The sequence below is a fragment of the Deltaproteobacteria bacterium genome (assembly GCA_009692615.1).
In the GTDB taxonomy this organism is placed as follows: Bacteria; Desulfobacterota; Binatia; order UBA9968; family UBA9968; genus DP-20.
Genome location: SHYW01000014.1, coordinates 12732 through 39243, shown reverse-complemented (window position 1 = coordinate 39243; position 26512 = coordinate 12732). Strand labels below are relative to the sequence as shown.

Below are 26512 nucleotides of genomic sequence, written 5' to 3'. Positions count from 1 at the left end.
GCGGCGGTCTTTTTCGCGGCGCGCGCGCCGATACGGGCGATTTCGATTGCACTGCGAAATCGATGTGCTACCAATGAGAAACCGTTGCGGCCGACGCAACTCGCGCAGCATTTATGGCTCAAACAAACTTTTCTCCGGCGGAACTCTACGACGCTTGGCAAGTGCTCTCGCTAGCCGAGCGCGTCGAGGGTTTCGAATTTCTGCCGCGCGACACCGCCGACGACTTTTTTTTGCAGTTGAGCGCGCGCGATCGCGCCGAGCTGGTTCTGGCGTTACCGAGCGGTGAGCGGCGCCTGTGGCTGCGGCTGTTGGCGCCGGACGACGCCGCCGATTTGATCCAAGAAGCGCCCGCCGAAGAGCGCGATCATTTGTTGGGCCTGCTCGACGATCCTACCCGCCGCGAGGTCAAGGGGCTCCTCGACTACGCCGAGGACGAAGCCGGCGGGTTGATGAACACGCGCTATTCGCGCTTGCGCGCCGACATGACCGTCGACGAAGCGATCAGTTATCTCAGGCGCGACGCGCGGGCGCGGGAGCACACGGTTTACTATGTTTATGTCGTCGACAGCGAAGAGCGACTGCTCGGCGTAGCGTCGTTTCGCGACTTGATCGTCGCGCCGGGCGATAAACGGGTGAGCGATGTCATGCGCACGGAAATTATTTCGGCGCGCGACGATATGGATCAGGAAGCGCTCAGCCAACTGTTTATGCGCCATCACTTGCTCATGATGCCCATCGTCGATGCCGAGGGGCGCATCAAAGGCGTGGTCAGCGTCGACGACATCGTCCAAGTGGTGCAAGAAGAGGCCACCGAAGATATTCAAAAGATCGGCGGCGTGGCGTCGCTGCAAGATCCCTATCTCGATGTGCCGTTACCGCAAATGATCCGCAAGCGCGCTGGCTGGCTCGCGGCGCTATTTCTCGGTGAAATGCTTACCGCTACGGCGATGGGACAGTTCGAGGCGGAGATTGCCAAAGCGGTGGTGTTGGCGCTGTTCGTGCCGCTGATCATCAGCAGCGGCGGCAACTCCGGCTCCCAGGCGACCACGCTGGTGATCCGCGCCATGGCGCTCGGCGAAGTGCGGCTGCGCGATTGGTGGCGGGTGATTCGCCGCGAGGTGGTTACGGGTCTGGGCTTAGGATCGATTCTCGCGACCATCGGTCTGACGCGCATCCTACTGTGGCAAGGGCTTTTCAATACATATGGCGAACATTATTTTCTGATCGCGTTGACCGTTTCGCTCAGTCTCGTTGGGGTGGTCATGTGGGGCTCGGTGGCGGGTTCGATTCTGCCGTTTATTTTGCGCCGGCTCGGATTCGATCCCGCCAGCGCGTCGGCGCCGTTCGTGGCGACCTTGGTCGATGTCACTGGTCTGGTTATCTACTTTACCGTTGCCGCCGTGGTTTTGCGCGGCACGCTGCTCTAGCTCAGAATGTTTTTATGGCCGATCTGGTCGCTAAGCTTGCCACCGTCATCGACAGTGCGCGGATTTCCACAGCGGCAGCGCACCTCGACGACTTGTCCTGGGACGCCCTCAGCGAAGGGCGCATGCACCCGCATCATCAGCCGCAACTGGCCAAGCCTCTGTGCGCGGTGGCGCCGGTTTCCACCGATGAGGTGCAGCGGCTGGTGCGCTTCGCCAACGCGGAAAAAATTCCGCTGATTCCCTTCGGCGGCGGGTCGGGGCTGATGGGCGGCGCTTTGTCGACCCGTTCGGCCCTGGTGCTTGATTTGCGCCAGATGAATCGGCTGGTTGAAATCGATACGGTGTCGCGCTCCGCCCGTGTCCAGGCCGGCATCGTCTTAGAAAATCTCGATCACGGATTGAATGCCGTCGATTACATCCTGGGGCACGATCCCTGGACGGTGCCGGTGGCGACTTTGGGCGGGGCGATTTCGACCAATAGTGTTGGCTATCGCGCCGGCATTTACGGTTCCATGGGTCAGCAGGTTTTGGGTTTAGAAGCGGTGCTGCCCAATGGCGAAATCCTGCGCACCCGCGCGGTGGCGAAACATTCGGCCGGCATCGATTTGAATTCTCTCTTGATCGGCGGCGAAGGGTGCTTCGGTGTGATCACCGAGGCGACGATTCGGATCTTTCCCACGCCCGAGGCGCGCTTGATTGGCGGTTTTCACTTTCCGTCCTTCGAAACTGGCTACGCCGCTATCGAGAAAATTTTTCAGCAGCGACTCCGGCCGGCGCTGCTCGACTTCGGCGACGACGAAGAGAAGCACGAGCCCGGCGCGCTGCTTTATTTGGTCTTCGAAGGCAACCAGGCGCTTGTCAGCATCGAAGAAAAATTGGCCGCGGCGATTTGCGCCGCCCACGGCGGGCGGGATTTGCCGCGCGGCGAAGCGGAAAGCTTTTGGCGCGAGCGCCATGAGATCGCCCGGCGCTTCGCGCGCAATCGGCGCCAGCGGCGCGAGCGTGGCCGGGACGGCGTCTATCGCGATTGGATTCACGTCGCGCTGCCGGGCGCGCAAGTATTGGCGTTTCGCAGCGCCGCTCAGGAAGTGGTAAAGCGCCATGGGGTGCGCGTGCAGGAGAGCGGTCTGTGGATTCAACCCGAGCTTTTTTCCATGCGTCTCGGTTGCGAGGAGGAGAGCACGCCGAATGCGCAGCTCGCTTTGGAAGAGGCGATCGAAGAGTTGTTGCGCTTGGTCCAGCGCATGGGCGGTTCGATGGAATATACCCACGGCGTTGGCGTGAAATTGGCGCCGCTGATGGCCGAAGAGCATGGTTACGGCTTGCACGTGATGCGGCAAATTAAACAAAGCCTCGATCCCAACAACATCATGAACCCCGGCAAAATGGGACTCTAGGCCGCGGATTGCTTCGCGGTCGCGCGGGCGTTACAATTTTTTTGCTGGAGGTTTTTCCAGCGCTCTATGCATCGATTTTCGGTTATTCTCGCAATAATTCTTCTCATCGGTTGCGCCACGGTGCCGTACACCGGCCGCAACCAATTTATTCTCGTCAGCGAAGGGCAAGAAGCCGGGCTGGGTGACGACGCCTATCGCCATACGTTGCGCGATAGCGTGGTGACTCGCGATATTGACGCCGAGCGGATCGTCCGGCGGGTCGGTGAAAAGATCGCCGCGGTGGCAAACAAACCGGAATACAATTGGGAGTTTTCGATCATCAACGATCCCGAAACGGTCAATGCCTTCGCTTTGCCCGGCGGCAAAGTCGCGGTCTACACCGGCATCTTCGGCCCGGCTCGTGATGAAGCGGGGTTGGCCGTGGTCATGGGCCACGAAGTCGCCCATGCTTTGGCGCGTCATCCGGCGGAGCGCATGAGCCAAGGCATGCTCTTGCAGTTGGGCGGCGTCGGGCTCGGTGTGGCGTTAGGACGCAATCCCGCGGTCGCCAACCAAGTATTGCAAGCATACGGCATCGGCACCGGCGTCGGTGTCGCATTGCCCTTCGGACGTGCCCAAGAGACCGAAGCCGATCACATCGGTTTAATTCTCATGGCCAAGGCTGGTTACGATCCGCGCGTGGCACTCGATCTATGGGAGCGCATGGAAAAGAAAGCCGGCGCCAAGGGTGCGACACCGGATTTTCTCTCGACGCATCCCGGTTACGAGACGCGCATTCAACAATTGCGTTCGTTCCTACCCGAAGCGCTGAGTTATTATCAGCCGAGTAGCGCGCGTATCGAATCCCTGCCGTCGGCTGAAGCCCTCGACACGGCGGCAGCGAAAACCGAGCGCGAGCTGCTGAAGCGCATGGCGGGTTTGGATCGTTACATCGAAGAGCAAAACGGCGAGCGCGTTGTCGTCGAAGCGCTGGCTTATCAATTGAACATCAGTCCGCAACTTGTGCTTCAAGAACGCCAGCAATTGCGCGTCGGCTACGGCGCCTACGCGGCGCTGCGCGGGGTCGCTTATCTTGGCCGCGGCTCGCTCAGTCGTATCGCCGACGACTTCCAGCGCGGCCGTTCATGGGCGGACGTTGCAAGTAATAACGGCAGCCGCATCAACGACGTGATTAATTGGCTGGCCCAACTGTTTCGCGCCACCGGTGATATCGATCGGCAATTGCGCAACCGCCAACAGCGGCAGAATACGCCGCTTCGTCCTTAGTTTTCCTGCTAGCTTGGCCTTTAACGTCGGCGATTATTACCGCGATTCGACGGTTCCATGGGGCTCGCGCCAGCGCTTTGACTTCGCCGTCGAATCCAGATAGATAATGCACCTGAGGATTTGTTCCCGGGTGTGTAAGAAAACAATCATTAATTATTTTTCATTAGCAGCATTCCAGTTCTAGAAATGCACCCAACGGGGTGCATTTTTTTTGGATGGGGGATTCTAAGTTGCACGCTCAAATCGAAATTCTGGCATCGTTACAAACTGTCGACCGGCAGATCAAAGAGCAAACCGGCATCAAACAGGGCTTGCTCGGCGAACTGGACGTCAAAGGCAAAGATATTCAGGCGAAAAAACGGGAGATCGCGGTTCTGACGGCGTCTGTGGTTGAGAAAGAAAAATTGCGCGTTGCCAAGGACCGAGTTTTTCAAGACGAAGGCAAGAAGGCGATGGACAAGCGGATGCGCATGAACCGCATTAAAAACGTTAAGGAGCTCCAAGCCTTGCAGCGTGAGATCGATCAGATGCGCGAAAACAACGGCGTCCTCGAAGAAGAGCTGATCAAGATCATGCAAGACATCGACGCCGTCAAGGTGCAGATTCAAGCGAAGGAAGCCGAGATGGCCGAGCTGCAAGAGCAGTGGCAAAGACAACAGCAGGAATTGAAATTGCAAATCACCGGTATCGATGAAGCGGTTTCTGAAGCCGCGAACCGGCGCCAAAGCATCGCCGCGCAAGTAACCGGGGATCTAATCTCGCGCTATGAGTTGATCTTCTCGCGTCGTGGCGGCACGGCGGTGGTCGAAGTCGCCGGCGGAATTTGTCAGGGCTGCTACATGAACATCCCGCCGCAGTTGAGCAATGAAATTGTACGCAGCGAGAAAGTTCATCTCTGCCCCAGCTGCCAACGGATTCTTTTCGTCCGACCGATGTCGCAGTAACCGCAACAATCTCGATCGCAGAATCTGCCTCATCGTCGATGCAACATTTTGCGAAGTGAATTCGCCCGCCGAAAAGTTTGCCAATTAGGCTACTGGCGCGGCGAATTAATGTTAGACTCGGTCTTGGGCTAAAGTGGATTAAGCGATCGCTCTCGCGCACGCGCGCAGGGGAGGAAAGTCCGGGCTCCATAGGACAGGGTGGCCGTTAACGGCGGCCCCGAGTGATCGGGGGAAAGTACCACAGAAAACATACCGCCTGCCGCTTCGGCGGCCGGTAAGGTTGAAAAGGCGAGGTAAGAGCTCACCGGTTCACCAGCGATGGTGGACGCTTGGCAAACCCCACCTGGAGCAAGACCGAATAGGAGGGCTGGGCGGTCCGCTCATAGCCCTCGGGTATGGTCGCTCGACTCCACGAGTAATCGCGGAGCAAGATGAATGATCGCGGTGATTCTTATTAAGAGTCATGACAGAACCCGGCTTACCGATCCACTTTAGCCCACATTCCTGCTGTTCGCTCCTTCTTATTATCCGTCACGAGCTCAATCCAGAGTCTTTTTGCACCACTGAGCGAAATTCCTACATTTTTTGATTTCTATCTTCCAAGCTGCCCAGGAAGTAGTCGTCTCGATTGCTTTGATGGCCAGAAGTTGCCGCGCTTTAGTATTACTTCACTCTGCTTCCAGGAAGTTCGAATGATGGGTTAGCTGCTCCCTAAAATCTCGATATAACCTCGCAATTTCCAATCATTTTAGTTGACAGGTGGTATAGAGAAAGTTATAAGTGGCGCTTAGTGGGAAAAAATGGGATAAATAATTTTTTTAAGGTGTAATCGGTCCCGACAAACTATGTTTCGCGGCAGCTTTGAACATACCCTCGATAACAAGGGGCGGCTCAGCATCCCGGTGAAATTCCGTGACGTGCTGGTCGGGAAGAGCGACGACCGTATCGTCATGACAAACTTTTTGATTGGCGGACAACGCTGTCTGGATGTTTATCCCATCGATGCCTGGCTCAAGTTTGAAGAAGAAATCCAGAAGAAACCGAAATTCGATCCGCGCATGGTGCAGTTCCAAAACTATTACTTGGCCTCCGCCTGCGAGTGCAACCTCGATAGCCATGGGCGCATCCTCATTCCTCCGGGACTGCGCAAGTACGCGGACCTCAAGCGCAATGTAATCTTGGTTTCGGCGTTGGAAAAGTTTCGCGTTTGGGATCACGAGGCGTGGAAGAAGATCTTCGTCGAGGCTGAGGACAAGTTGATGCAGGATCCCGATTTTCTCGGTGACTTGGGGCTCTAACACAAATTCGGCGAGGGGCTGACGGCAGCCAGGAGAGTGGCGAATGTTTGCGCGCAAACCGATTCAAGATATTTCGGTAATCGATATCACGGGCGACATCGATTTTCGGGAAATGATTCGAATCAAAGACACCATCGGCTCGCTAATCGAAAAAGAGCGCATCAAGGTCGTGCTCAATCTGCGCTCGGTGGATCACATCAACTATCTCAGCATCGGCGTTCTGCTCGAACGTTTGAAGTTGCTGCGCAATCTCAACGGCGATTTGAAGCTCGCCGGCATGAGTCCGTTTCTGCGCGATATTTTCAAAGTTGTCGGCATGGATCGCTTTTTCGAGGACTACACTTCTCTCGAAGACGCCATCGAAAGTTTCGATGACGATTGGGAGGGTGACGGTACCAGTCACTGAACGGTGTTTGCGCATGTTTCTGTGCTGGCGCGGGAAGTGGGTGAGTTGCTCCGTCCTGAGTCCGGCAAGCGGTTTCTCGATGGCACTCTGGGCGGGGGAGGTCACAGCGAGCAAATATTAATTGCCAGTGAGCCCGATGGCCAAGTACTGGGTTTGGATCGTGACGACGAAGCGTTGGCCGCGGCCAGCGAGCGTTTGAGACGTTTCGGCGCGCGCTTCACGGCGCTCCAAGGGAGCTTTGCCGATACGCGCGAGCTGCTCGCCACGGCCGGTTGGGACATGGTGGACGGAGTGATCTTGGACTTAGGTGTTTCATCCCATCAGATCGATTCTGCCGAGCGCGGTTTTAGTTTTCGCGCCAACGGGAGGCTCGATATGCGCATGGACCGGCGCCAGCCATTGGATGCCGCGGAGGTCGTCAACACCTATAGCGAAGCGTCGCTGGAAAAAATTTTTCGCGATTTTGGTGAGGAGCCGCAAGCCCGGCGGCTGGCCCGGACGGTGGTTGCTGAGCGTCAACTCAAGGCGATTGTCACCACCGAGGAGTTGGCCCAACTAGTCGCCCGGGTGAAGCGCGTTCATAAGCGCGATCATAATCCGGCGACGCAAGTTTTTCAGGCTCTGCGCATCGCCGTTAATGACGAGTTGGACGCGCTCCAAAGGTTTTTAGATTTCGGTTATGAAATTCTCCGGCCCCAGGGGCGGATGGCAATTATCGCGTTTCATTCATTGGAAGATCGTCTGGTGAAAACGACATTTCGCCGTTGGTCTACTGAATGTCTGTGCCCGCCGCGGGTGCTAACCTGTCGCTGCGGTTGGAGCGGCAAAGTTAAACTAGTCACCAAACGGCCGTTGATGGCGTCGGCCGAAGAAGTTAGCGCCAATCCGCGCGCGCGCTCAGCTAAGTTGCGCGTGGTCGAGAGAGTTTAGGAACCGGCATGGCAAGCGCAGTAAGCGCGCAACCGCGCAGGATCGCCAGCGTTAAACGCGAACGGCCACAACGTTCGGCGGCGTCCCGTTGGCGGATTTTTTTCGCCGTGATCTTGGGCGTTAGTTTGATCGGCGTCGTTTTGGCCCATGTCTGGTTACGCCTGCAAGTGGTGCGCATGGGTTACGTGCTCTCGACGTCGAGTAAATTACAGACGCGTCTCGAACAGGAAAATCGTGAATTGAAATTTGAACTAGCAACACTGAATTCGCCGGATAAATTGGAGGCGCTGGCGCGCCAGCGCTTGGGTTTGGCCCCGCCGGAGAAAGGCCAGGTCATCGTTCTGCCATGAGACGAACGCAGCAGCGTCATCACCGCCGGTTGATCGCCGCCAAAATATTATTCCTCTGTCTATTCTTGACGGTCGGTGGGCGGGCGTTTCAGTTGCAAATTCTTCAGGGCGACAAGCTCATGCGGCTGGGCCAGCGCCAGCATCTGAAAGAGTGGATCGTGCAGCCCAAGCGCGGCGCTCTGTTCGACCGTGCCGGCGAACCTTTGGCGCTGAGCATGGAGTCGCAATCGGTCTATGTCCGGCCGCACCGCGTCCAAGATGCCGACAAAGTCAGTCAGAACTTGGCACAGATTCTCGGTCTTCGTCTCGCCGATGTGCAGCAGAAGGTCGCTTCCGAGAAACCCTTCGTCTGGATCAAGCGCCAACTGTCATCGCCGGAGGCGGAAAAAATTCAGGCGCTCAACTTGGACGGTATCGGCATGTTCTATGAGCCCATTCGTCTCTATCCCCAGGGTCAGCTGGCCGGGCAAGTGATCGGCTTTGTCGGCCGCGATTCCGAAGGGCTCGAAGGACTGGAGCTTAAATACAACGATTACATTCGCGGCGAAGCCGGTTCGTCGGTGTCCGAACGGGACGCGCTGGGCCGCCGCGTGTTGGTGCAAGGCATCGAAGGCATACAAATTCCCCCCGGCAGTGACATCCACTTAACCTTGGACACTTCGATTCAGCATATCGCTGAAAAAGAACTCGAAGCTTCGATCGTTAAAAACCGCGCCAAGGCCGGCGTCGCGATCGTCGTCGATCCTCGCACTGGCGAAGTCTTGGCGTTGGCGAACTATCCGTCGTTCGATCCGAACCATTACGCCGAGCAGAGCGCGGCGCAAAAACGCAATCGTGCCGTGACCGACAGCTTCGAACCAGGCTCGACGTTCAAAACCATTCTCGCGGCGACGGCCATCGAAGAAGAAGTGGTCGGCAAGGAAGACTTATTTTACTGCGAAATGGGCAAGTACCACTTTGCCGGTAAAATTATTCACGACACCCATCCCCAGGGCTGGATCTCCTTCGCCAAAATTCTCCAGGTGTCGAGCAATATCGGTTTCACCAAGATCGCCGAGAAGGTCAAGAAGGAACGCTACTTCAAGTACATCGAAAAATTTGGTTTCGGCAAAGTTACCGGCATCGACGTGCCCGGCGAAGTGCCTGGTTTGCTGCGTCGCGTCGACAGCTGGTCGGGCATCGACTTGGCGACACATGCTTTCGGCCAGGGGATCTCGACGACACCGATGCAGATGGTGATGGCCTACGCCGCCATCGCCAACGGCGGCATTCTCATGAAGCCGTTCGTGACCCGGCGCATCGTCAGTCCGAGCGGCCAGGTGTTGCTGGAAAATCAGCCCCATGTGGTGCGCCGAGTGGTTTCGGAAAAAACCGCCAAGCTGCTCGCTTCCATGTTGCGCGATGTCACCACCGAGGGCGGCACCGGCACCATGGCGAATGTCGAGGGCTTCGAAGTGGCGGGTAAAACTGGCACGGCGCAAAAGGCCGATACGACTCATGGCGGCTATTCAAAAAAACGCGTCGGCTCATTTGTCGGCTTCGTTCCCGCCAACGATCCGCGTTTGGTCGCGTTAGTATTGATCGACGAGCCGGAAGCGGCGGTTTATGGCGGCGTGGTGGCGGCGCCGGTGTTTCGTAACATCGCCCAAGCGGCGCTCAGCCGCTACTCGGTGGCGCCGGAAAAGGCCGCCTCGATTTCAGCGGTAACCAAGGGCATCGAACATATTTCGGCACGCTCGCCGACCAAGCGCGCTACGCCCGTCGCGATCAATAGCGGCCCCGGCGCCGTGCCGAATTTCACCGGTTTGAGTTTGCGTGAAGCATTGGAAAAAGCCCAATCGATGAAAGTCAAAGTGCGTTTGCAAGGCAACGGTTACGTCGTCAGGCAGTCGCCGGCCGCCGGCGGCAACTGGAATGACGAGGAAGTTTTAGTGCTCAATTTGCAGGGCTGATGGCGATGCGACTGAAAGAGTTTTTGACGATTGAGGAGGTGGAAGCCGCTGACGGTAATCTGGACCAAGAAGTGAGCGGGCTCACCTACGACTCGCGCGCCGCCGGCAACGGGCAAATGTTTTTCGCCGTGGCCGGCGAAAAAGTTGACGGCCATGATTACATCGCCGCGGCGGTGCACCAGGGAGCGGCGGGGTATGTCTATTCGCGCCCAGGCAGCTGGCCGACAGAGGCCGCGGCGATTAGGGTCGCAGATGTGCGGCGCGCGTTGGGGCTTTGGTCGGCGCATTTTTATCGGCGGCCAAGCAGTAGACTAAAACTCATCGGCGTCACCGGCACCAACGGTAAAACCACCTTGACGTATTTACTCGAGTCGATTCTGAACAGCGCCCAATTGACGCCCGGAGTTCTTGGCACGATCAACTATCGCTATGGTGCTCAAGCGGTGCCGGCGCACCACACGACACCGGAGTCACTCGATATCGAGGAGCTGTTGGCGCAAATGGTCGGTGCCGGCGTGAAAGCGGTGGCGATGGAGGTTTCGTCCCACGCTTTGGTCCAGGAGCGGGTGCGCGGCTTGGAATTCGACATCGGCGTGTTCACCAACCTGTCGCGGGATCATCTCGACTACCACCGCGATATGGACGATTATTTTTTGGCCAAGAGCCGGCTGTTCAGCGACTATTTGGGCGTCAGCCCGAAGCGTAACAAGGCCGCGGTGATTTACGGCGACGATCCGCGCGGTGCTGAACTGGCGCAAATGGCGCGGGCTCACGGTTTAGAAGTTTGGACTTATGGCGCCAATGCGTCTTTCGATGTTCATCCGCTCAACGTCAGCCAAAGCGTCGACGGCCTGCACGGCAAGATTTCCGCGCGCGGAAGGTCCATCGACTGCGACTCGCCGCTCATCGGCGGCGCCAACTTGCAAAACATTCTCGGCGCGGCGGCGGTGGGTTCGGCGCTCGGACTGGACGCCGGCATTGTCGGAGATGGGATTCGCCAACTTAAATTGGTTCCTGGCCGGGTGGAAAAGGTCGGCAATGATCGCGGCATTACGATTCTCGTCGACTACGCGCATACGCCGGACGCGTTGGAAAAAGTTTTAACCGCGGTGCGGCCGTTGACTGGCGGCAGGCTGATCGCGGTGTTCGGTTGCGGCGGCGACCGCGACCGCGGCAAGCGGCCGCTGATGGGCGAGATCGCCGCGCGCTTGAGCGACCGGGTGATGGTCACTTCCGACAATCCGCGCACCGAGGAGCCGCTGGTGATTCTCGACGAGATCGAAGTCGGCGTGAAAAAGACCGGGATGCATCGATTACGGGTTTCGTCAGATGCGCGCGGCTATTCCATGGAAGTTGACCGGCGTTTGGCGATTCGCAGCGCCTTGAGTTGGGCGCAGGCGGGAGATTTAGTTTTGATCGCGGGTAAAGGACACGAGGATTATCAGATTCTCGGCAAACAGAAAATTCATTTCGACGATCGTGAAGTGGCGCGGCAAGAACTTGGCGCGCGCGCGGGAGTGTAGGCGTACGGAGAATGGCGTGGAGTCGAGCAGAAATCTTGGCGGCGACGGCTGGCAAGCTTCAACGGGTGGGCAACAAATCGCGCTTCGGCGAAGTGGTGACCGATTCCACCAAGGTCAAGCCGGGATCGGTTTTTATCGCCCTTAAAGGCGAGCGCTTCGACGGCCATCGCTTTGTCGCCGACGCCGTGGCGCGCGGCGCGGTCTGCGTGATCGTGCACCGGGCGATTGCCGCCCGTTCGCTGGGCACCGTGACGGTGGTAAAAGTGCCGGACACTTTGAGAGCGCTGGGAGCGTTGGCTAATTACCGGCGCCGGCAGTTTTCACCTTTGGTATTGGCGATCACCGGTTCCAACGGCAAGACCACGACCAAAGAGATGCTTGCGGCGATTCTCGAGGAAGCGTCGCTCAAAGGTCAGCGTTTAGAAAAAAAAGTTTTGAAGACCGAAGGCAACTTCAATAATTTAGTCGGGCTGCCCTTGACGCTTCTGCGTTTGCGTAAAAGCGATCGCGTCGCGGTGGTAGAACTCGGCACCAATCATCCCGGCGAGATCGCGCGCTTGGCGCGGATCGCCGACGCCGATTTGGCGCTCGTTACTTCCGTCGCGGCGGCTCATCTCGAAGGCTTGCGCAGCTTGGCCGGCGTGGCGCGGGAAAAGGGCGCGCTGTATCAATGTGTTCGCGCCGATGGCGCCATCGCCGTCAACCTGGACGATCCATGGGTAAAAAAACTAGCGGCGAAATTTCCCGGTAAGAAAATTACTTACGGCAAAGGCGGCGCGCTGCGCGCTAAGAATATTAAATTGCAAGACGCCAAAGGTGTGCAGATCACGCTGCAAGCCGGCGCGCGCGAATGCCAGGTGCGGCTCAACTATCTCGGGCATCATAATGTAAGCAACGCGCTCGGCGCCGCGGCATTGGCGCTCGGCGCCGGCGCGAGTTTGAGCGCCGTGCGCCGGGGTCTCGGCAAGGCGCGCCCCTACGCCATGCGCATGGAGCTGCAACGTTGGCAAGGTGTGGCGATTATCAACGACGCCTACAACGCCAACCCGGCTTCCATGCGGGCGGCGCTACGCACGCTTAGCCAAGTTCCTTGTCGCGGCCAACGGATTGCCGTGTTGGGCGACATGTTCGAGCTCGGCCGCCACAGCGAACGCGAACATCGGCAAATGGGCAAAGCGGCGGCCGAGGCCAAACTGCAATTGCTTTGCTTACTCGGCAAGCAGGTGGACGCGGTGCGCCGCGGCGCTCTGGCCGCGGGAATGGCTGCGGCGAAAATTTTCATCGGCAAAGATCATAGCGACATCGCGGCGCGTTTGCGCGGCAGTCTCAAAACCGGCGACTGGTTGTTGGTCAAAGGTTCGCGCGGCATGAAGATGGAAAAAGTTATCGGCGAATTATCGGGCGGGAAGGCGTAGGGCAGTTGCTTTACTATCTAATATATCCGTTGGCGACGGTTTTTCCCGGCTTTAATGTCTTTCGCTATATTACGTTTCGCGCCGCTATGGCATCGCTGTTGTCGTTGTTGATCTCATTTTTACTCGGTCCCTGGCTGATTCGCAGGTTGACGGAGAAACAGATCGGCCAGCAAATCCGCGACGACGGGCCGGCTACCCACGCGGTCAAAGCGGGCACGCCGACCATGGGCGGCGTGTTGATCATCATCGCTTTGGCGATCTCGACTTTGATGCTGGCCGATATTGGCAATCGCTACGTGATGCTGGCGCTGCTCGCCACCATCGGCGCCGGCGCGGTGGGCTTCGCCGACGACTATTTGAAGCTGACGCGGAAAAACAGCAAAGGTCTGCCGCCGCGGGCCAAGCTGTTGGGCCAATTGCTGGTCGCCTTTGCCGTTGCCGTGGCGCTTTACTATCAGCCGAGATTTAGCACCGAGATCGCCTTTCCATTTATTAAAACCCTGCGCATCGATCTCGGCGTTTTGTACATTCCGTTCGCCATGTTGGTGATCGTCGGCGCTTCCAACGCCGTCAATCTTACCGACGGTTTGGACGGCTTGGCCATCGGCCCAGTGATGGTCGCCGCCGGCACCTATGCGGTGGTCGCCTACGTCACCGGACATTTGAAGCTCGCCGAGTATTTGCAGATTCCCTACGTCGCCGGCGTCGGCGAGTTGAGCGTTTTCTGCGCCGCCGTGGTGGCCGCCGGCTTGGGCTTTCTTTGGTACAACGCGTATCCGGCGCAAATGTTCATGGGCGATGTCGGCTCTTTAGCGCTGGGCGCTGCCCTCGGCGTGGTCGCGGTGATGACCAAGAACGAAATTCTCTTGATTATCGTCGGCGGCGTGTTCGTCATGGAAGCGCTGTCGGTGATTTTCCAAGTGGTTTCCTACAAGCTCAGGCGCAAACGGGTATTTCTGATGGCGCCGATTCATCATCATTATGAACTCAAAGGCTGGAAGGAGCCGCAGATCATCGTGCGCTTTTGGATTATCTCTTTCATCTGCGCGGTGATCGGCTTGAGCACCTTGAAGCTCAGATAAATATGGCGCTTGAAAATGGATCTCAGGGGGAAAAAGTTTTTGCTCATCGGTCTGGCGCGCACCGGCCGGGAGTGCGCCCGTTTTCTCGCCGAGCGGGAGGCCCGCGTGTCGGTTAGCGATGTGCGCAGCGCCGAAGAATTAAACGCGGAAGTGGCGGCCCTGGCCGGCTTGGCGATCGATTATCATTTCGGCGCTGAAGCGACCGCTCAGCTCGATGGCGTGGACTACGTCGTGCCGAGCCCCGGCGTGCCGATGAGCCATTTGCTTTTGCAAACCGCCCAGGCGCGACGGATTTCGGTGTTGAGCGAGATTGAACTGGCGGGCAATTTTTTTCACTCCCCGCTGGTGGCGATCACCGGCACCAACGGCAAGAGTACGACGACGACTTTGATCGGCAAGATGCTCCAAGCCGACGGCCAGAAAACCTTTCTCGGTGGCAATCTGGGCGCGCCATTTATCGGCGCGGTGAATCATGACTGGGATTGGGGCGTGGTGGAGATCAGCAGCTTTCAATTGGAATGGGTCGAAAGCTTTCGTCCGCGCATCGCCTTGCTGCTCAATTTGACCGAGGACCATTTGGATCGTTACACCGGCTTCGCGGAATACTGCCGCGCCAAGGCGCGCATCTTCGCGGCCCAGCAACCGGACGACGTGGCGATTCTCAACCGCGACGATCCTTTGGTGTGGCAGCTTCGAGATCAAATGAAAGCGCGGGTGATATCTTTCGGTTTCGGCGCCGTCGACAGCGGCGTGTTCGCCACGGCGAATGAAATTATTTGGCGCGACGGCGGCGGCGAAGAGAGGTTTTCGCTCGCCGGCGCAAAAATCCATGGCGTGCACAACGTAGAAAATATCATGGCCGCCATCGCGGCCGCAAAAATTGCTGGTGTTTCGCGCCGAGCGATTATGCAAACGCTCGAAGAATTCCCCGGCCTCGAACACCGTCTTGAGTTCGTGCGCGAAAAAGACGGCGTTCGCTACTACAACGATTCCAAAGGCACCAACGTCGGCGCGGTGGTGAAATCCTTGGCGAGTTTTTCCGCGCCGGTGATTTTACTCGCCGGCGGCGTCGATAAAGGCGGCGAGTACGCGCCCCTCGAAGCGATCGTCAAACAAAAAGTGCGTCGCTTGGTTCTGTTCGGCGCGGCGAAACAGACCATCGCCAATGCTTTGGGCAAGCTGACGACGACCGTATTGGTCGACGACATCGGCGCCGCGCTACGCGACGCCGCGGCCCATGGCCAACCGGGCGATGTCGTGTTGTTGTCGCCGGCCTGTTCGAGCTTCGATCAATTTCACAACTACGCCGAGCGCGGCAAGGTTTTTAAAAAATTGGTGCAAGGATTATGAGAGACGGTCTAGCCATCGATAAATGGATGCTCTGCGCGGTCGCCGTGCTGTTGGCCCTGGGCCTCACCATGGTACTGAGCACCAGTTATCTCTATTCCCAGGAGCGTTACGCCGACGGCACTTATTTTTTCCGCAAACAAATGATCGCCATGGGCGTTGGCGCGATTTTGCTGGTGATCTGTTCCATGTTGCCGTCGGAATTTTACCGGCGCATGGCCTATCCGCTGCTCGGCTTGACGCTGCTGATTCTGATCGCGGTATTGATTCCCGGCATCGGCTCTCACCGCGGCGGCGCGCGGCGCTGGATCATGCTGCCGGGTTTCGCCTTTCAGCCCTCGGAATTGGCCAAGTTGGCGATGGTTTTCTATCTCGCTCATTCGATGGCGAAAAAAGAACAGCAGATTCAGACCTTCTCCGTGGGCGTGCTGCCGCACTTGATCGTCTGCGGGATTTTCGCCGGCGTGCTGCTGCTCGAACCGGACTTCGGCAGCGTGCTGATCTTGACCATGCTGCTCTATTTTATGCTCTTCATCGGCGGCGCGCGGCTGAAGCACTTGCTAGCCACTGGCCTGATGGCGCTGCCGGTGTTGATCTATGTCATGACCAAGGCGGAGTACCGTCTGCGCCGGCTGATGAGTTTTCTCGACCCTTGGGCCGACGCGTCGGGCAGCGGCTTTCACGTCGTGCAATCGCTGATCGCTTTCGGTTCGGGGCAAATCGGCGGCCGGGGATTGGGCGAGAGCCGGCAAAAACTTTTTTATCTGCCCGAGGCCCATACCGATTTTATTTACTCGGTGATCGGCGAAGAGCTTGGATTGCTCGGGGCGATTGCGGTTTTGGCTTTGTTCGGCTTGATCATTTGGCGCGGCCTTCAGCTCACCGCCAAGATCGAAGAGCCCTTCGAACAATATTTGGCGTTCGGCCTCACCGTGCTGCTCGGTCTGCAGGCGTTGATTCACATGGGCGTGGTCATGGGATTGATGCCGACCAAGGGATTGGTTTTGCCGTTCATCAGCTACGGCGGTTCGGCGATGGTACTCAACTTGGTGGAGGCGGGCATCTTGCTCGGTCTCTCGCGCCGGAGACTGTAGCATGCGGGTGATTTTCGCCGGTGGGGGCACCGGCGGCCATCTGTTCCCCGGCCTGGCGGTGGCCCGGGAGTTTCAACGGCGCGACGGCGCTGTGGAAATTCTCTTCGTCGGCACCGAACAAGGAATCGAGTTTCGGGTGTTGCCTAAGGAAGGATTCAAACTGGAAACGTTGACGGTGAAAGGCATCAAGGGACGGGGTTTACGCGGCATCGTCGAGGCGCTCTACGACGTGCCGGCGAGTCTTTGGCGCTCGCTCAAAATAATAAATCAGTTTTGTCCTGACTGCATCGTCGGTTTGGGCGGTTATGCGTCGGGGCCGTTGTTGCTCGCTGGGAAACTAAAAAAAATTCGCTGCGCGATCATGGAGCAAAATTTGCGGCCGGGGTTCACCAACAAATTGTTAGCGCGCTGGGTCGACCGGGTCTTTACGGCTTATTCTAAGAGCGCCGATTATCTTCCCGGTGCGCGGGTGATCGAGAGCGGCAATCCGGTGCGCTGGCGTGAATTACCAAAAATTAGCCGCGGCGAAAAATTCTCGCTGCTGATTTTCGGCGGCAGCTTGGGCGCCCGGCGGATCAATTTCGCCTTGGTCGATGCGCTCAAGGAATTGATCGATCTGGGCACGGAAATTTCCATTACCCATCAAACCGGCCAAGCGGATTTTGCGGCGATCCAAAAGGCGTATGGGGCGTTGCCCTTCGAAGCTGAGATCATGCCTTTCATCGATAAGATGGACGAAGCCTACGCGCGCGCCGATTTAGTTATTTGTCGCGCCGGCGCGACCACGTTGGCGGAGCTGACCGCGTTCGGCAAGGCGGCGATTCTCGTGCCCTATCCCTACGCGATCTACGATCATCAGCGCGGCAACGCCCAGGCGCTGCACGAGCGCGGCGCGGCGCAGATGATTCTCGATCAAGATTTGACCGGCACCCGCTTGGCTGAGTGTATTCGCAGTTATTTCACGGATCCCTCGCGTCTTGAAAGAATGGCGGCGGCGGCCCGTGCCATGGGGCGGCCGGACGCGGCGGCGCGCATCGTCGAAGAGTGTTACGCGCTGGTGGGCGGATAATTATTAGTTAGTGAATTTTCATGTTGCAGCAGAAACATAAAATCCATTTCGTCGGCATTGGCGGCATCGGCATGAGCGGCATTGCCGAGGTGTTGGTCAATTTGGGTTATGCCGTCAGCGGCTCCGACTTGCAAGAAAGCGAAGCGACGCGCCGCTTGGCCAAGCTCGGCGCGCGGATTTTTATCGGCCATCAAGAGGAAAATCTCGCCGGCGATCCGTCGGTGGTGGTGATCTCCACGGCGGTAAAATATTCCAATCCCGAAGTGCTTGAAGCGCGCCGGCACCATATCCCGGTGATCCCGCGCGCCGAAATGTTGGCCGAGCTGATGCGCATGAAACACGGCATCGCCGTCGCCGGCAGCCACGGCAAGACCACCACGACATCGATGGTCGCGGCGGTCTTGAGCGCGGCGGGACTCGACCCGACGCTGGTGATCGGCGGCCGGGTACACATGTTCGGCACCAACGCCAAGATGGGCCAAGGAGAAATTCTCGTCGCCGAGGCGGATGAGAGCGACGGCAGTTTTCTTTTGCTCGCGCCGGTGATCGCGGTGGTGACCAACATCGACAAAGAGCATTTAGATTTTCACCAGACCATGGAGCGCTTGAACGAAAGCTTCTTGACCTTCGTCAACAAGATTCCTTTCTACGGTCTGGCGGTGCTGTGCATCGACGATGCTAACGTGCTCGGTCTGTTGCCCAAAGTGCGCAAGCGGTTCGCAACTTATGGGTTATCCGCGGAAGCGGAATTTTCGGCGCGCCGCTTGAAGATGAGCGCCGCCGGCGTCGAGTTCACGGTTCTGCGTCAGGGCAAGGCGCTGGGCAAATTGCACCTGCGCTCGCCGGGCAAACATAGCGCGACCAATGCGCTGGCCGCGGTGGCGGTGGCCTGTGAGTTACAAATTCCCTTCGCCCAGATCGCTCAAGCGCTGGCGGCTTTTACCGGTGTGCACCGGCGCTTCGAGGTGAAAGGCGAGCCGCGCGGTATTCTCGTCATCGACGATTACGGCCATCACCCGACCGAGATTCGCGCCACGATTGGCGCCATCCGCGACAGTTGGAAGCGGCCGTTGACGGTGATTTTTCAGCCGCACCGTTACACCCGGACGCGGGATTTGTTCGACGAATTTCTCACCGCCTTCGAGGGCGCCGATCGTTTGGTGCTGACGGAAATCTATCCGGCCGGCGAAGATCCCATCGACGGCGCCAGCGGCGTCGCGCTTTACCAGGCGATCAAGCGCAAGGGCCACTTAGATGTCGAGTTCATCGCCGACAAGAACCTTATCGTCGAGCAGGTGACGGCGAAGTTAACCCCTGGCGATGTCGCGCTGACCCTCGGCGCCGGCGATATTTATAAAATCGGCGACCGCTTGGTGGAGGCGCTGGGATGAAAGATTGGAGTACGGGAGTGATGGAGTGATGGAGTATTGGGGGGATCCGGGGAGGCCCAGCACTCCAGTACTCCATCACTCCAATTCGATCGTGATGTTTGCGATGAGTAACGAACGAGATGATTCGCCGTTGGCGCGAGAGCTTAGGTCGCTGGCCGGCGTGAAATTGAAACTCGCCGAACCGTTGGCGCGCTACGCCTCGATGAAGATCGGCGGGCCGGCGGATTATTTTATCGAAGTGGAAAATAGCCCGGCGTTGTCCGCGGTCTTGCCGTTGCTTCGTCGCTTTGCCACGCCGGTATGTCTGTTGGGTAACGGCAGCAACGTCTTGATCAGCGACCGTGGCGTACGCGGCGCGGTGATTCATCTTGCCGGCGAATTTAAAAACATTGACTGGCGCGAAGAGGGCGAATTTATTCGCGTCAACGTCGGCGCGGCCTACGCGGTGACGCAATTGGTCCGTGCCGCGGCGCGCAAAGGTTACGCGGGCTTGGAATTCGCCGAAGGGATACCCGGCAGCGTCGGCGGCGCCTTGGTGATGAACGCCGGCGCCTATGGTTCGGAATTTGAAAAAGTCGTCGAGCAGGTGGACGCGGTCGATGCCGAAGGTGCGGAGATTTTATTCTCTCGTGAACAACTGACCTTCACCTATCGGGATTCCCACCTGCCCGTCGGCACGGTGGTCACGCGGGTGACGTTGCGTTTGCGCAAAAGTGAAACCGTTGAAGTGAGTTCGAAGCTGCGCGAGCTGGTGGGCAAGCGCAAAAGCAGTCAGCCGGCGGGCTTTCCCAACTCCGGCTCGATGTTTCGCAATCCGCCGGGGGATTACGCCGGCCGCTTGATCGAAGCCGCGGGACTCAAGGGCAAGCGTGTCGGCCAGGCGCAGATCGCCGAGCGCCACGCCAACTTCATCGTCAATCTTGGCGGCGCGAAGGCTCAAGACGTGCGCCAGTTAATGGAGATGGCGCGCGCCGAAGTGCGAAAGCAGTTTGGCGTGGATCTGATCGCTGAAGTGAAATTGTTAGGCCAGTGGGAAGATTAGGAGTTCACCACAGTGGGCACAGAGCCCCCACCGTCATCCTCCCCTGCCAGCGGGGGAGAAAAGAAGATGGGGAGAATTGGCCGCAAAGAACGCAAAGAGAATTCGCAGAAGGAATTCGCATGTAGTGGCGTATGGCATACGCCCGGTGGCGGTGGGGCGGCGGTCTTGGAGTTTTGGCGAACGACAAAAGATTTTGCGAACGGCAAGCAAACACGATGCAGCTAAAAGTTTATCGTAAGGACAATCGTAAGAAAGATTTCGGCCGCTGGCGCCGTTATCTCGTCCGGGGGGCGATGGGCGCGGCGCTGTTCGTGGTCGGTGTGGTGCTTTACCGGTTGAGCGGGCCGCTGTCGATCGCGGCGGGATCGCTGCGCGAGTTCGTCATCGAGAGCCGTTATTTTTCCGTGCGTGAGATTCAAGTGCGCGCCGGCGGCAGAGTCAGCGGCAACGAAATCGTCGCCGCTGCCGGGCTGAGCCAAGGCATGAATATCTGGAAGATCGATCCAGCGGCGATCGAAACGAAAATTTCGCGCCATCCTTGGGTGCGCCGCGTGTTGGTGCATCGGGAATTTCCCCGCCGGGTCACCATCGACGTGGAAGAGCGCACGCCGCGGGCGATCGTCGCCTTGAACAAACTTTATTACGTCGATGCCGACGGCCTGCTTTTCAAGGAGGTCGACGCCGCCGACGATATGAAATTTCCCATGCTCACCGGCCTGAGCGTCGAACAGTTGAGCGCGCCCGATCAGATCATGCGCAAGCGGATTCAAGAAGCGATGCACCTCGGCGAATTGATGGCCCAGCGCTCCCACGCGTTGTCGGAAATTCATTTCGCCGCGCCCGACCGCTTGGTCGTGTATGCCAGCCATTTCCCCATGGCGCTGCGCATGGGGTGGGGCGATTGGGAAGCTAAGCTGACGCGGCTGGAACGATTGTTGGCGCTTTGGCAGGGGCATGAAGAGCGCTTGGCGTCGTTGGATCTGAGTTTCAGCGATCAAGTCGTGGCGCGGCTGCGCCGGGTGGAGAATTTAAAATAAATTTCTAGAAGTGGGCGATAGAGGATTATGGCGAAGAAGAACAGCATTGTCGTCGGTTTGGATATCGGTACCTCGAAGGTTTGCGCCATCGTTGGCGAGATGACCGATCATGGCGTGGAAATCATCGGTCTCGGAACCCATGCCTCGCAGGGATTGCGCAAGGGCGTGGTGATCAACATCGAGTCGACGGTCAATTCAGTCAAGAAGGCGGTGGAAGAAGCGGCGCTGATGGCCGGCTGCGAAATTCACACGGTTTTCGCGAGCATCTCGGGCGGCCATATCAAAGCCTTCAACAGCCACGGCATCGTCGCTGTGAAAAATAAAGAAGTAACGCAGCGCGACTTGGATCGGGTCATCGACGCGGCCAAGGCGGTGGCGATCCCCATGGATCGCGAAGTGCTGCATGTCTTGCCCCAGGATTACATCATCGACGAGCAGGACGGCATCAAAGAACCCCTCGGCATGTCCGGCGTCCGTCTCGAAGCTAAAGTGCACATCATCACCGGCGCCCTGACCTCGGCGCAAAATATTATCAAATGCTGCAACCGCACCGGGCTTAACGTTGCCGAGATTGTCTTGGCGCCGTTGGCGGCGGCGGAAGCGACCTTGAGCGACGAAGAGCGCGAACTCGGCGTCGTGCTGGTCGATATGGGCGGCGGCACCACCGACATCGCGCTCTATCACGACGGCACGGTGAAACACACGGCGGTGCTCAGCATCGGCGGCAATCACGTCACCAACGACATCGCCGCCGGCCTGCGCACGCCATTCAACGACGCCGAGCGCATCAAGCAGCGTTACGGTTTCGCCAAGGCGACCATGGTGACCGAAGACGAACGGGTCGAGGTGCCGAGCTTAGCCGGCAAAGGTGCCGGCTCGGTGTCGCGGCAAATTCTCTGCGAGATCATCGAACCGCGGCTCGACGAGATTTTTGAATTGATCCAAAAAGAGATCGCTAAGTCGGGCTACGAGGGCGCCTTGGCGTCCGGCGTAGTGATCACCGGCGGCTCCATGCTGCTGCCCGGCGCCGTGGAAATGGCCGAGCGCTCTTTTGGCTTACCGGTGCGGCTCGGATTGCCCGCTCATGTCGGCGGCATTGTCGACGTCGTCGACAGCCCGGCCTACGCCGCCGCGGTGGGTTTGGTGCTGCACGGCATGAAGCGTCAAGAGCGGAGCAGCGTTTACCGGCCGCGCGACGACAAGATTCTCGCCAAGGTCAAGCATCGGATGTCGGATTGGCTCAGTGAATTTTTTTAAATCGTAGAAATAACCTTAAGGAATTTGGGAGGAGGAATAATTATGTTTGAGATAGTGGAGCAAAGTAACAACGTCAACGCGCGCATCAAAGTCATCGGCATCGGTGGCGGCGGCGGCAACGCGGTCAACACGATGATCGGCGGCAAACTTTCCGGCGTCGATTTCATGGTCGCCAACACCGACGCGCAGTCGCTGGAGGCGAGCTTGGCGCCGGTGCGCATTCAACTGGGCTGCCTGGTGACCAAGGGATTGGGCGCGGGGGCCAATCCGGACATCGGCCGGCGCGCGGCGATGGAAGATCAAGAGAAGATCCGCGATTTTCTCCAAGGCTCGGATATGATCTTTATCACCGCGGGCATGGGCGGCGGCACCGGCACCGGCGGCGCTCCGGTGATCGCGCGCGTGGCGCGCGAAGTGGGCGCGCTGACCGTCGGCGTGGTGACCAAACCGTTCATCTTCGAAGGCAAGAAGCGCATGCGCCAAGCCGAAGAGGGCATCGAAGAGTTGAAGGCGAGCGTGGATACTTTGATTGTCATTCCCAATCAGCGCTTGCTCTCGATCGCGGCCAAGACCACGACCATGCTCGAAGCGTTCCACAAAGCCGACGATGTGCTGTTGCAAGCGGTGCGCGGCATTTCCGATTTGATCATTACCCCCGGTTTGATCAATCTCGATTTCGCCGACGTGCGCACGGTGATGGCGGAGATGGGTTTAGCATTGATGGGCGCAGCCTCCGCCTCGGGCGAGAACCGCGCCATCGAAGCGGCGCAAAAAGCGATCTCCAGCCCGCTGCTCGAAGATATCTCGATCCAAGGCGCGCGCGGCGTGTTGATCAACATCACCGGCGGTCCCGATCTCTGCTTGCATGAAGTGAACGAAGCGGCGTCGATGATTCAAGAGGAAGCGCACGAAGACGCCAACATCATCTTTGGCGCGGTGATCGACGAGAACCTCACCGATGAAATTCGCATCACGGTGATCGCCACCGGTTTCGGCATGGCCAAAGAAGAGAAGAAGCCGGCGCCGGCAATGTTGGCGCCCAATGTCGCGAGTATCGTCGCAGCGGCGCCGAAGAACAAAAAAATCGTGCATCTCGGCACCATCGTAGACGACCTCGACACGCCGACCTGGCAGCGCCGCAAACAGGGCAGCGAAGATGTCGAAACGGTTACGTTAAATAAGGGTGGATTTCAGTTCAACGCCAATCAGGAAGAAGACGACAAGTACGACATCCCGACTTTCCTGCGGCGCCAGATGGATTAGTTCGCGATCGAAAAATTCCTCCTCCGGGGGCTCCGACGCTCGCTCTGAACTTCGGCTTAGGGCGAGCGGCTCGTGCTCGTGCAATTCTCTCGCAGCATTTTCCCGCGAAATATTCTATTGGTTATTTGCGGTAGCGTAGCCGCGTGCCGCGGTTGACCGACAGTTCGATTTCTTCTGGCGCGAGTTCGATGGCGAAGAGGGCGCCGGAGATGCGCGAGTTGTTGAGGCTAACGCCGCTCAGATTGGCGGTCGAGAAATCGATGCCGCGCAGGTCGGCGGCGCGAAAGTAACTGTTGCTAAAATCGATGCCCGCGGCGTCCAGGCCGCGCAGGTCCAAGTGGCGAAAGTCGCAGTCTTGAAACTGCACCGTTTCACCCGCTGCCTTGCGCCGGTTGAACTCCTTGACGTTCTCCTCGCGCAGCAACTGAAAGAGCGGCTCTTCGTAGGTAAGCGGTTTGAGTGCCATGTTCGCTATTGCGGCATTCGAGATCCCTCTCTTGTGCCTTCAATAGCTACATCGGCATCAGCGCGAAGTCCTTAAGCGCTTCTCGGCGCGATGTCTTTGGATCGCTAGCTGGATCAGCCGGTCGATGAGCTTGGAGTAGCTGATGCCGCTGGCCTCCCACATTTTCGGGTACATGCTGATCTTGGTGAAACCGGGGATGGTGTTGATCTCGTTGACCAGCACGCGGCCGTTGGCTTGCACGAAAAAATCGATCCGCCCCATGCCTTCACAGCTGAGCGCTTTGTAGGCGCGCAGCGCGATGTCGCGCACCTTCTTGATTATGGCTTTCGGTAGTTTCGCTGGAATTTCCAGGCGCGAGCCTTGGGTGTCGAGATACTTCGCGTCATAAGAGTAAAAGTCGCGATTGACGACGATCTCGCCGGGTAGCGAAGCCATCGGCTCGTCGTTGCCGAGCACCGAGCATTCGATCTCGCGGCCTTTGATAAATTGTTCGATGACGATTTTATTGTCGTAGCGAAAGGCTTCTTTGATCGCCGCGGCGAACTGCGCCGGTTTGCTAACTTTACTAATGCCCACCGACGAGCCCAGGTTCGCCGGCTTGACGAACAGCGGCATGCCGAGAGTTTTGCTTACTTTGGCGAAGCTGATCTTGTCGGACCGGTTGAACGCCAAAAAGTTGCCGATGGGAATATTTGCGTCGCGCAAGAGCCGCTTCATCACGTCTTTGTCCATGCCGACCGCCGAACCCAACACGCTGGCGCCGACGAAGGGCAGATTGGCCAATTTTAATAATCCTTGAACGGTGCCGTCTTCGCCGAAGGGGCCGTGTAAAATTGGAAAGACGACGTCAATGGAACCAAGGGCGCCGAGACCAGCGCCGCCTGGCCGCAGCAGCGGCGTGGCGCTGGCGCCGGGCATGATCGCGGCGGCGTTCTTGGCGTCGCGGTATTCCACTTTCGTTGCGCTTTTGCCGAGCAACAGTTTGGCGCTTTCGTCGAGATGCCAGCGCCCTTGTTTGTCGATGCCGATGGCGACGACCTCGTACTTGTTTTTATCCATCGCATCGACGATGTTGCGCGCCGAGATCAGGGAGATTTCATGCTCGGCGGATTTGCCGCCGAAGAGGATTGCGACGGTTAATTTTTTCTTCATTCGATTGTTTGGGGATAAGCTCGAGGAGGGAAAATAGCGGATCGAGGATCACCGTAAGGCGATCTTCTATCCGCTATCCTCGACCGGCTCGACTCGTTGGTTCGGTTTACGATTTCTTGGGCGGGGCCGCCGGCGCTTGCTGTTCGATAATTTTGGAAATCTTGCCGGGGTAGGACTGCTTGTCGAATTTCAGGACAAAGTATTTGGCTTTGATCGGATCGCCTTTGTTGTCAAATTCGATCGGTCCGGTGACGCCCTTGAAGCCTTTGATGTGACGCACCGCGCTGGACACTTCGGTGCGCGTCGGCCGCTTGCCGCCGTTGGCTTTGATCCAGCCCTCCATGGCTTTGATGCCGACCAGGGTGGCGTCATAGCCGTACAAGCCGAACGCTTCAATATCCTTGCCGAAGCGCTGCTTAAATTTTTTCGCGAAGGCCGCGGTTTCAGGAGTCGCGTCGCGCGGCGGCGCGACGCTGGTGTAGTAGCTGCCGACCGCGGATGCACCGGCGATTTTTACCATTTCTTCCGAGTCGACGCCGTCCGGTCCCATGAAAATCGCTTTGACGCCTTTTTCGCGCATTTGCTTGAGCAGCAAGCCGCCTTGGTGATACACGCCGCCGAAATAAACCAGGTCGGGGTTTTTCGCTTTGAGCGGGTTGATCATCGGCGAGAAATTGGCGCGCTCTTCGGTGCCTTCGAAGCCTAAAACATTCATGCCGAGTTTCTTGGCCTCGTTGCGGAAGGCCTCGGCGACGCCCTGGCCATAGGTCGTCTTGTCGTGAATCACATAAACCGATTTCGCTTTGAGTTCTTGCGCCGCAAAGCGCGCCCCCACCGGACCTTGGACATCGTCGCGGCCGCAGACGCGATTGACGTTCGGATAACCTCGGTCGGTGATTTCAGTCGCGGTGTTCGCCGGCGAGATCATCACCAGCATGGCGTCTTTGTAGACTTCGGATGCCGGCAGCGCGACGCCCGAGTTGAAGTGACCGACGATCACTAGAACTTCGGGATCGGCGACCATGTTGCGCGCGTTGGCGACGCCGACCTCGGCTTTCGCTTGATCGTCTTGGGGCACCAACTCTAAGTCATAGCCGAGCGCTTTAAACGCCTTGACCGCCTCTTCGACGGCCAGTTGAGCGCCGAGTTTGATATGCTCGCCGAGGGCGGCTTGCTCACCGGAAAGCGGCGCCTGCACGGCGATTTTTATTTTACCTTTCTGCGCCCATGAGGCGGAAGGCACAAAGGCAACCAATGCCAATAGGAATGCGAGTGACAGTCGTTTTAACACAGCAAATTTTCTCCTTTGGTTGGAATCGGTTGACGATAACAAATAGTCATCCCGCGCGCCATAGATTTTGCCGTTTAAAGTAGATCATCTAGCGCGTGTTTCGAGCAGGCCGA

Annotated in this window: 23 protein-coding genes and 1 other RNA gene; 21 read left to right on the top strand and 3 right to left on the bottom strand. The window is 58.1% G+C overall.

Annotated elements, in window-relative coordinates; all coding sequences use genetic code 11:
• Positions 1–113: 113 nt before the first annotated feature.
• The 21 genes from mgtE to ftsZ all read left to right on the top strand — a co-directional run bounded on the left by mgtE (position 114) and on the right by ftsZ (position 23490).
• Positions 114–1427, top strand: a complete 1314-nt coding sequence (mgtE, locus tag EXR70_05230; protein MSP37873.1) for a magnesium transporter — start codon at positions 114–116, stop codon at positions 1425–1427.
• Between the two features lie 14 nt (positions 1428–1441).
• Positions 1442–2824 (top strand): FAD-binding oxidoreductase, encoded by a 1383-nt coding sequence (locus tag EXR70_05225; GenBank protein MSP37872.1) that lies wholly within the window; start codon positions 1442–1444, stop codon positions 2822–2824.
• A gap of 66 nt (positions 2825–2890) precedes the next feature.
• Positions 2891–4090: a M48 family peptidase gene (locus EXR70_05220; protein MSP37871.1), complete on the top strand. Its 1200-nt coding sequence runs from the start codon at positions 2891–2893 to the stop codon at positions 4088–4090.
• Positions 4091–4305: 215 nt separating this feature from the next.
• Positions 4306–5034: a hypothetical protein gene (locus tag EXR70_05215; GenBank protein ID MSP37870.1), complete on the top strand. Its 729-nt coding sequence runs from the start codon at positions 4306–4308 to the stop codon at positions 5032–5034.
• Positions 5035–5164: 130 nt separating this feature from the next.
• Positions 5165–5531, top strand: an RNA gene (rnpB, locus tag EXR70_05210) — RNase P RNA component class A.
• 348 nt (positions 5532–5879) lie between these two features.
• Positions 5880–6332, top strand: coding sequence for a division/cell wall cluster transcriptional repressor MraZ (mraZ, locus tag EXR70_05205; GenBank protein MSP37869.1), 453 nt, complete (start codon positions 5880–5882; stop codon positions 6330–6332).
• 43 nt (positions 6333–6375) lie between these two features.
• Entirely contained in the window at positions 6376–6738 is a 363-nt protein-coding gene (locus EXR70_05200) for an anti-sigma factor antagonist (GenBank protein MSP37868.1), read from the top strand.
• A gap of 3 nt (positions 6739–6741) precedes the next feature.
• On the top strand, positions 6742–7668 hold the full coding sequence (rsmH, locus tag EXR70_05195; GenBank protein MSP37867.1) for a 16S rRNA (cytosine(1402)-N(4))-methyltransferase RsmH: 927 nt from the start codon (positions 6742–6744) through the stop codon (positions 7666–7668).
• 8 nt (positions 7669–7676) lie between these two features.
• Positions 7677–8018, top strand: a complete 342-nt coding sequence (locus EXR70_05190; GenBank protein MSP37866.1) for a cell division protein FtsL — start codon at positions 7677–7679, stop codon at positions 8016–8018.
• The gene (locus EXR70_05185; GenBank protein ID MSP37865.1) at positions 8015–9970 is read left to right on the top strand and encodes a PASTA domain-containing protein; all 1956 of its coding nucleotides are present in this window, start codon (positions 8015–8017) and stop codon (positions 9968–9970) included. The genes EXR70_05190 and EXR70_05185 overlap by 4 nt, the downstream gene beginning before the upstream one ends.
• Positions 9971–9975: 5 nt before the next feature.
• Positions 9976–11493: a UDP-N-acetylmuramoyl-L-alanyl-D-glutamate--2,6-diaminopimelate ligase gene (locus EXR70_05180; protein ID MSP37864.1), complete on the top strand. Its 1518-nt coding sequence runs from the start codon at positions 9976–9978 to the stop codon at positions 11491–11493.
• Positions 11494–11504: 11 nt separating this feature from the next.
• On the top strand, positions 11505–12908 hold the full coding sequence (locus EXR70_05175) for a UDP-N-acetylmuramoyl-tripeptide--D-alanyl-D-alanine ligase (protein ID MSP37863.1): 1404 nt from the start codon (positions 11505–11507) through the stop codon (positions 12906–12908).
• Between the two features lie 5 nt (positions 12909–12913).
• Positions 12914–13990, top strand: coding sequence for a phospho-N-acetylmuramoyl-pentapeptide-transferase (locus EXR70_05170; GenBank protein ID MSP37862.1), 1077 nt, complete (start codon positions 12914–12916; stop codon positions 13988–13990).
• A 15-nt stretch (positions 13991–14005) separates the two neighbouring features.
• Positions 14006–15340, top strand: coding sequence for a UDP-N-acetylmuramoyl-L-alanine--D-glutamate ligase (gene murD, locus EXR70_05165; protein ID MSP37861.1), 1335 nt, complete (start codon positions 14006–14008; stop codon positions 15338–15340).
• Complete coding sequence (gene ftsW / locus EXR70_05160) at positions 15337–16431, top strand: putative lipid II flippase FtsW (GenBank protein MSP37860.1); 1095 nt, start codon at positions 15337–15339, stop codon at positions 16429–16431. Before murD ends, ftsW begins: the two co-directional genes overlap by 4 nt.
• A 1-nt stretch (position 16432) precedes the next feature.
• Entirely contained in the window at positions 16433–17500 is a 1068-nt protein-coding gene (gene murG, locus EXR70_05155) for an undecaprenyldiphospho-muramoylpentapeptide beta-N-acetylglucosaminyltransferase (protein ID MSP37859.1), read from the top strand.
• Between the two features lie 20 nt (positions 17501–17520).
• Positions 17521–18891, top strand: a complete 1371-nt coding sequence (locus tag EXR70_05150) for a UDP-N-acetylmuramate--L-alanine ligase (GenBank protein ID MSP37858.1) — start codon at positions 17521–17523, stop codon at positions 18889–18891.
• 28 nt (positions 18892–18919) lie between these two features.
• Positions 18920–19933: a UDP-N-acetylmuramate dehydrogenase gene (gene murB / locus EXR70_05145; GenBank protein ID MSP37857.1), complete on the top strand. Its 1014-nt coding sequence runs from the start codon at positions 18920–18922 to the stop codon at positions 19931–19933.
• A gap of 131 nt (positions 19934–20064) precedes the next feature.
• Positions 20065–20970, top strand: a complete 906-nt coding sequence (locus tag EXR70_05140) for an FtsQ-type POTRA domain-containing protein (protein MSP37856.1) — start codon at positions 20065–20067, stop codon at positions 20968–20970.
• Positions 20971–20997: 27 nt separating this feature from the next.
• Positions 20998–22227, top strand: coding sequence for a cell division protein FtsA (ftsA, locus tag EXR70_05135; GenBank protein MSP37855.1), 1230 nt, complete (start codon positions 20998–21000; stop codon positions 22225–22227).
• A 42-nt stretch (positions 22228–22269) separates the two neighbouring features.
• Positions 22270–23490 (top strand): cell division protein FtsZ, encoded by a 1221-nt coding sequence (ftsZ, locus tag EXR70_05130; protein ID MSP37854.1) that lies wholly within the window; start codon positions 22270–22272, stop codon positions 23488–23490.
• 121 nt (positions 23491–23611) lie between these two features.
• On the opposite strand, the gene EXR70_05125 is transcribed toward ftsZ, so the two are convergent.
• The 3 genes from EXR70_05125 to EXR70_05115 form a co-directional block, all read right to left on the bottom strand.
• Entirely contained in the window at positions 23612–23956 is a 345-nt protein-coding gene (locus tag EXR70_05125; protein ID MSP37853.1) for a hypothetical protein, read from the bottom strand.
• Positions 23957–24013: 57 nt separating this feature from the next.
• A complete protein-coding gene (locus tag EXR70_05120) occupies positions 24014–25108 on the bottom strand; it encodes a D-alanine--D-alanine ligase (protein ID MSP37852.1) in 1095 nt (364 codons plus the stop codon).
• Between the two features lie 106 nt (positions 25109–25214).
• Positions 25215–26399, bottom strand: coding sequence for a branched-chain amino acid ABC transporter substrate-binding protein (locus EXR70_05115; GenBank protein ID MSP37851.1), 1185 nt, complete (start codon positions 26397–26399; stop codon positions 25215–25217).
• Between the last annotated feature and the right edge of the window lie 113 nt (positions 26400–26512).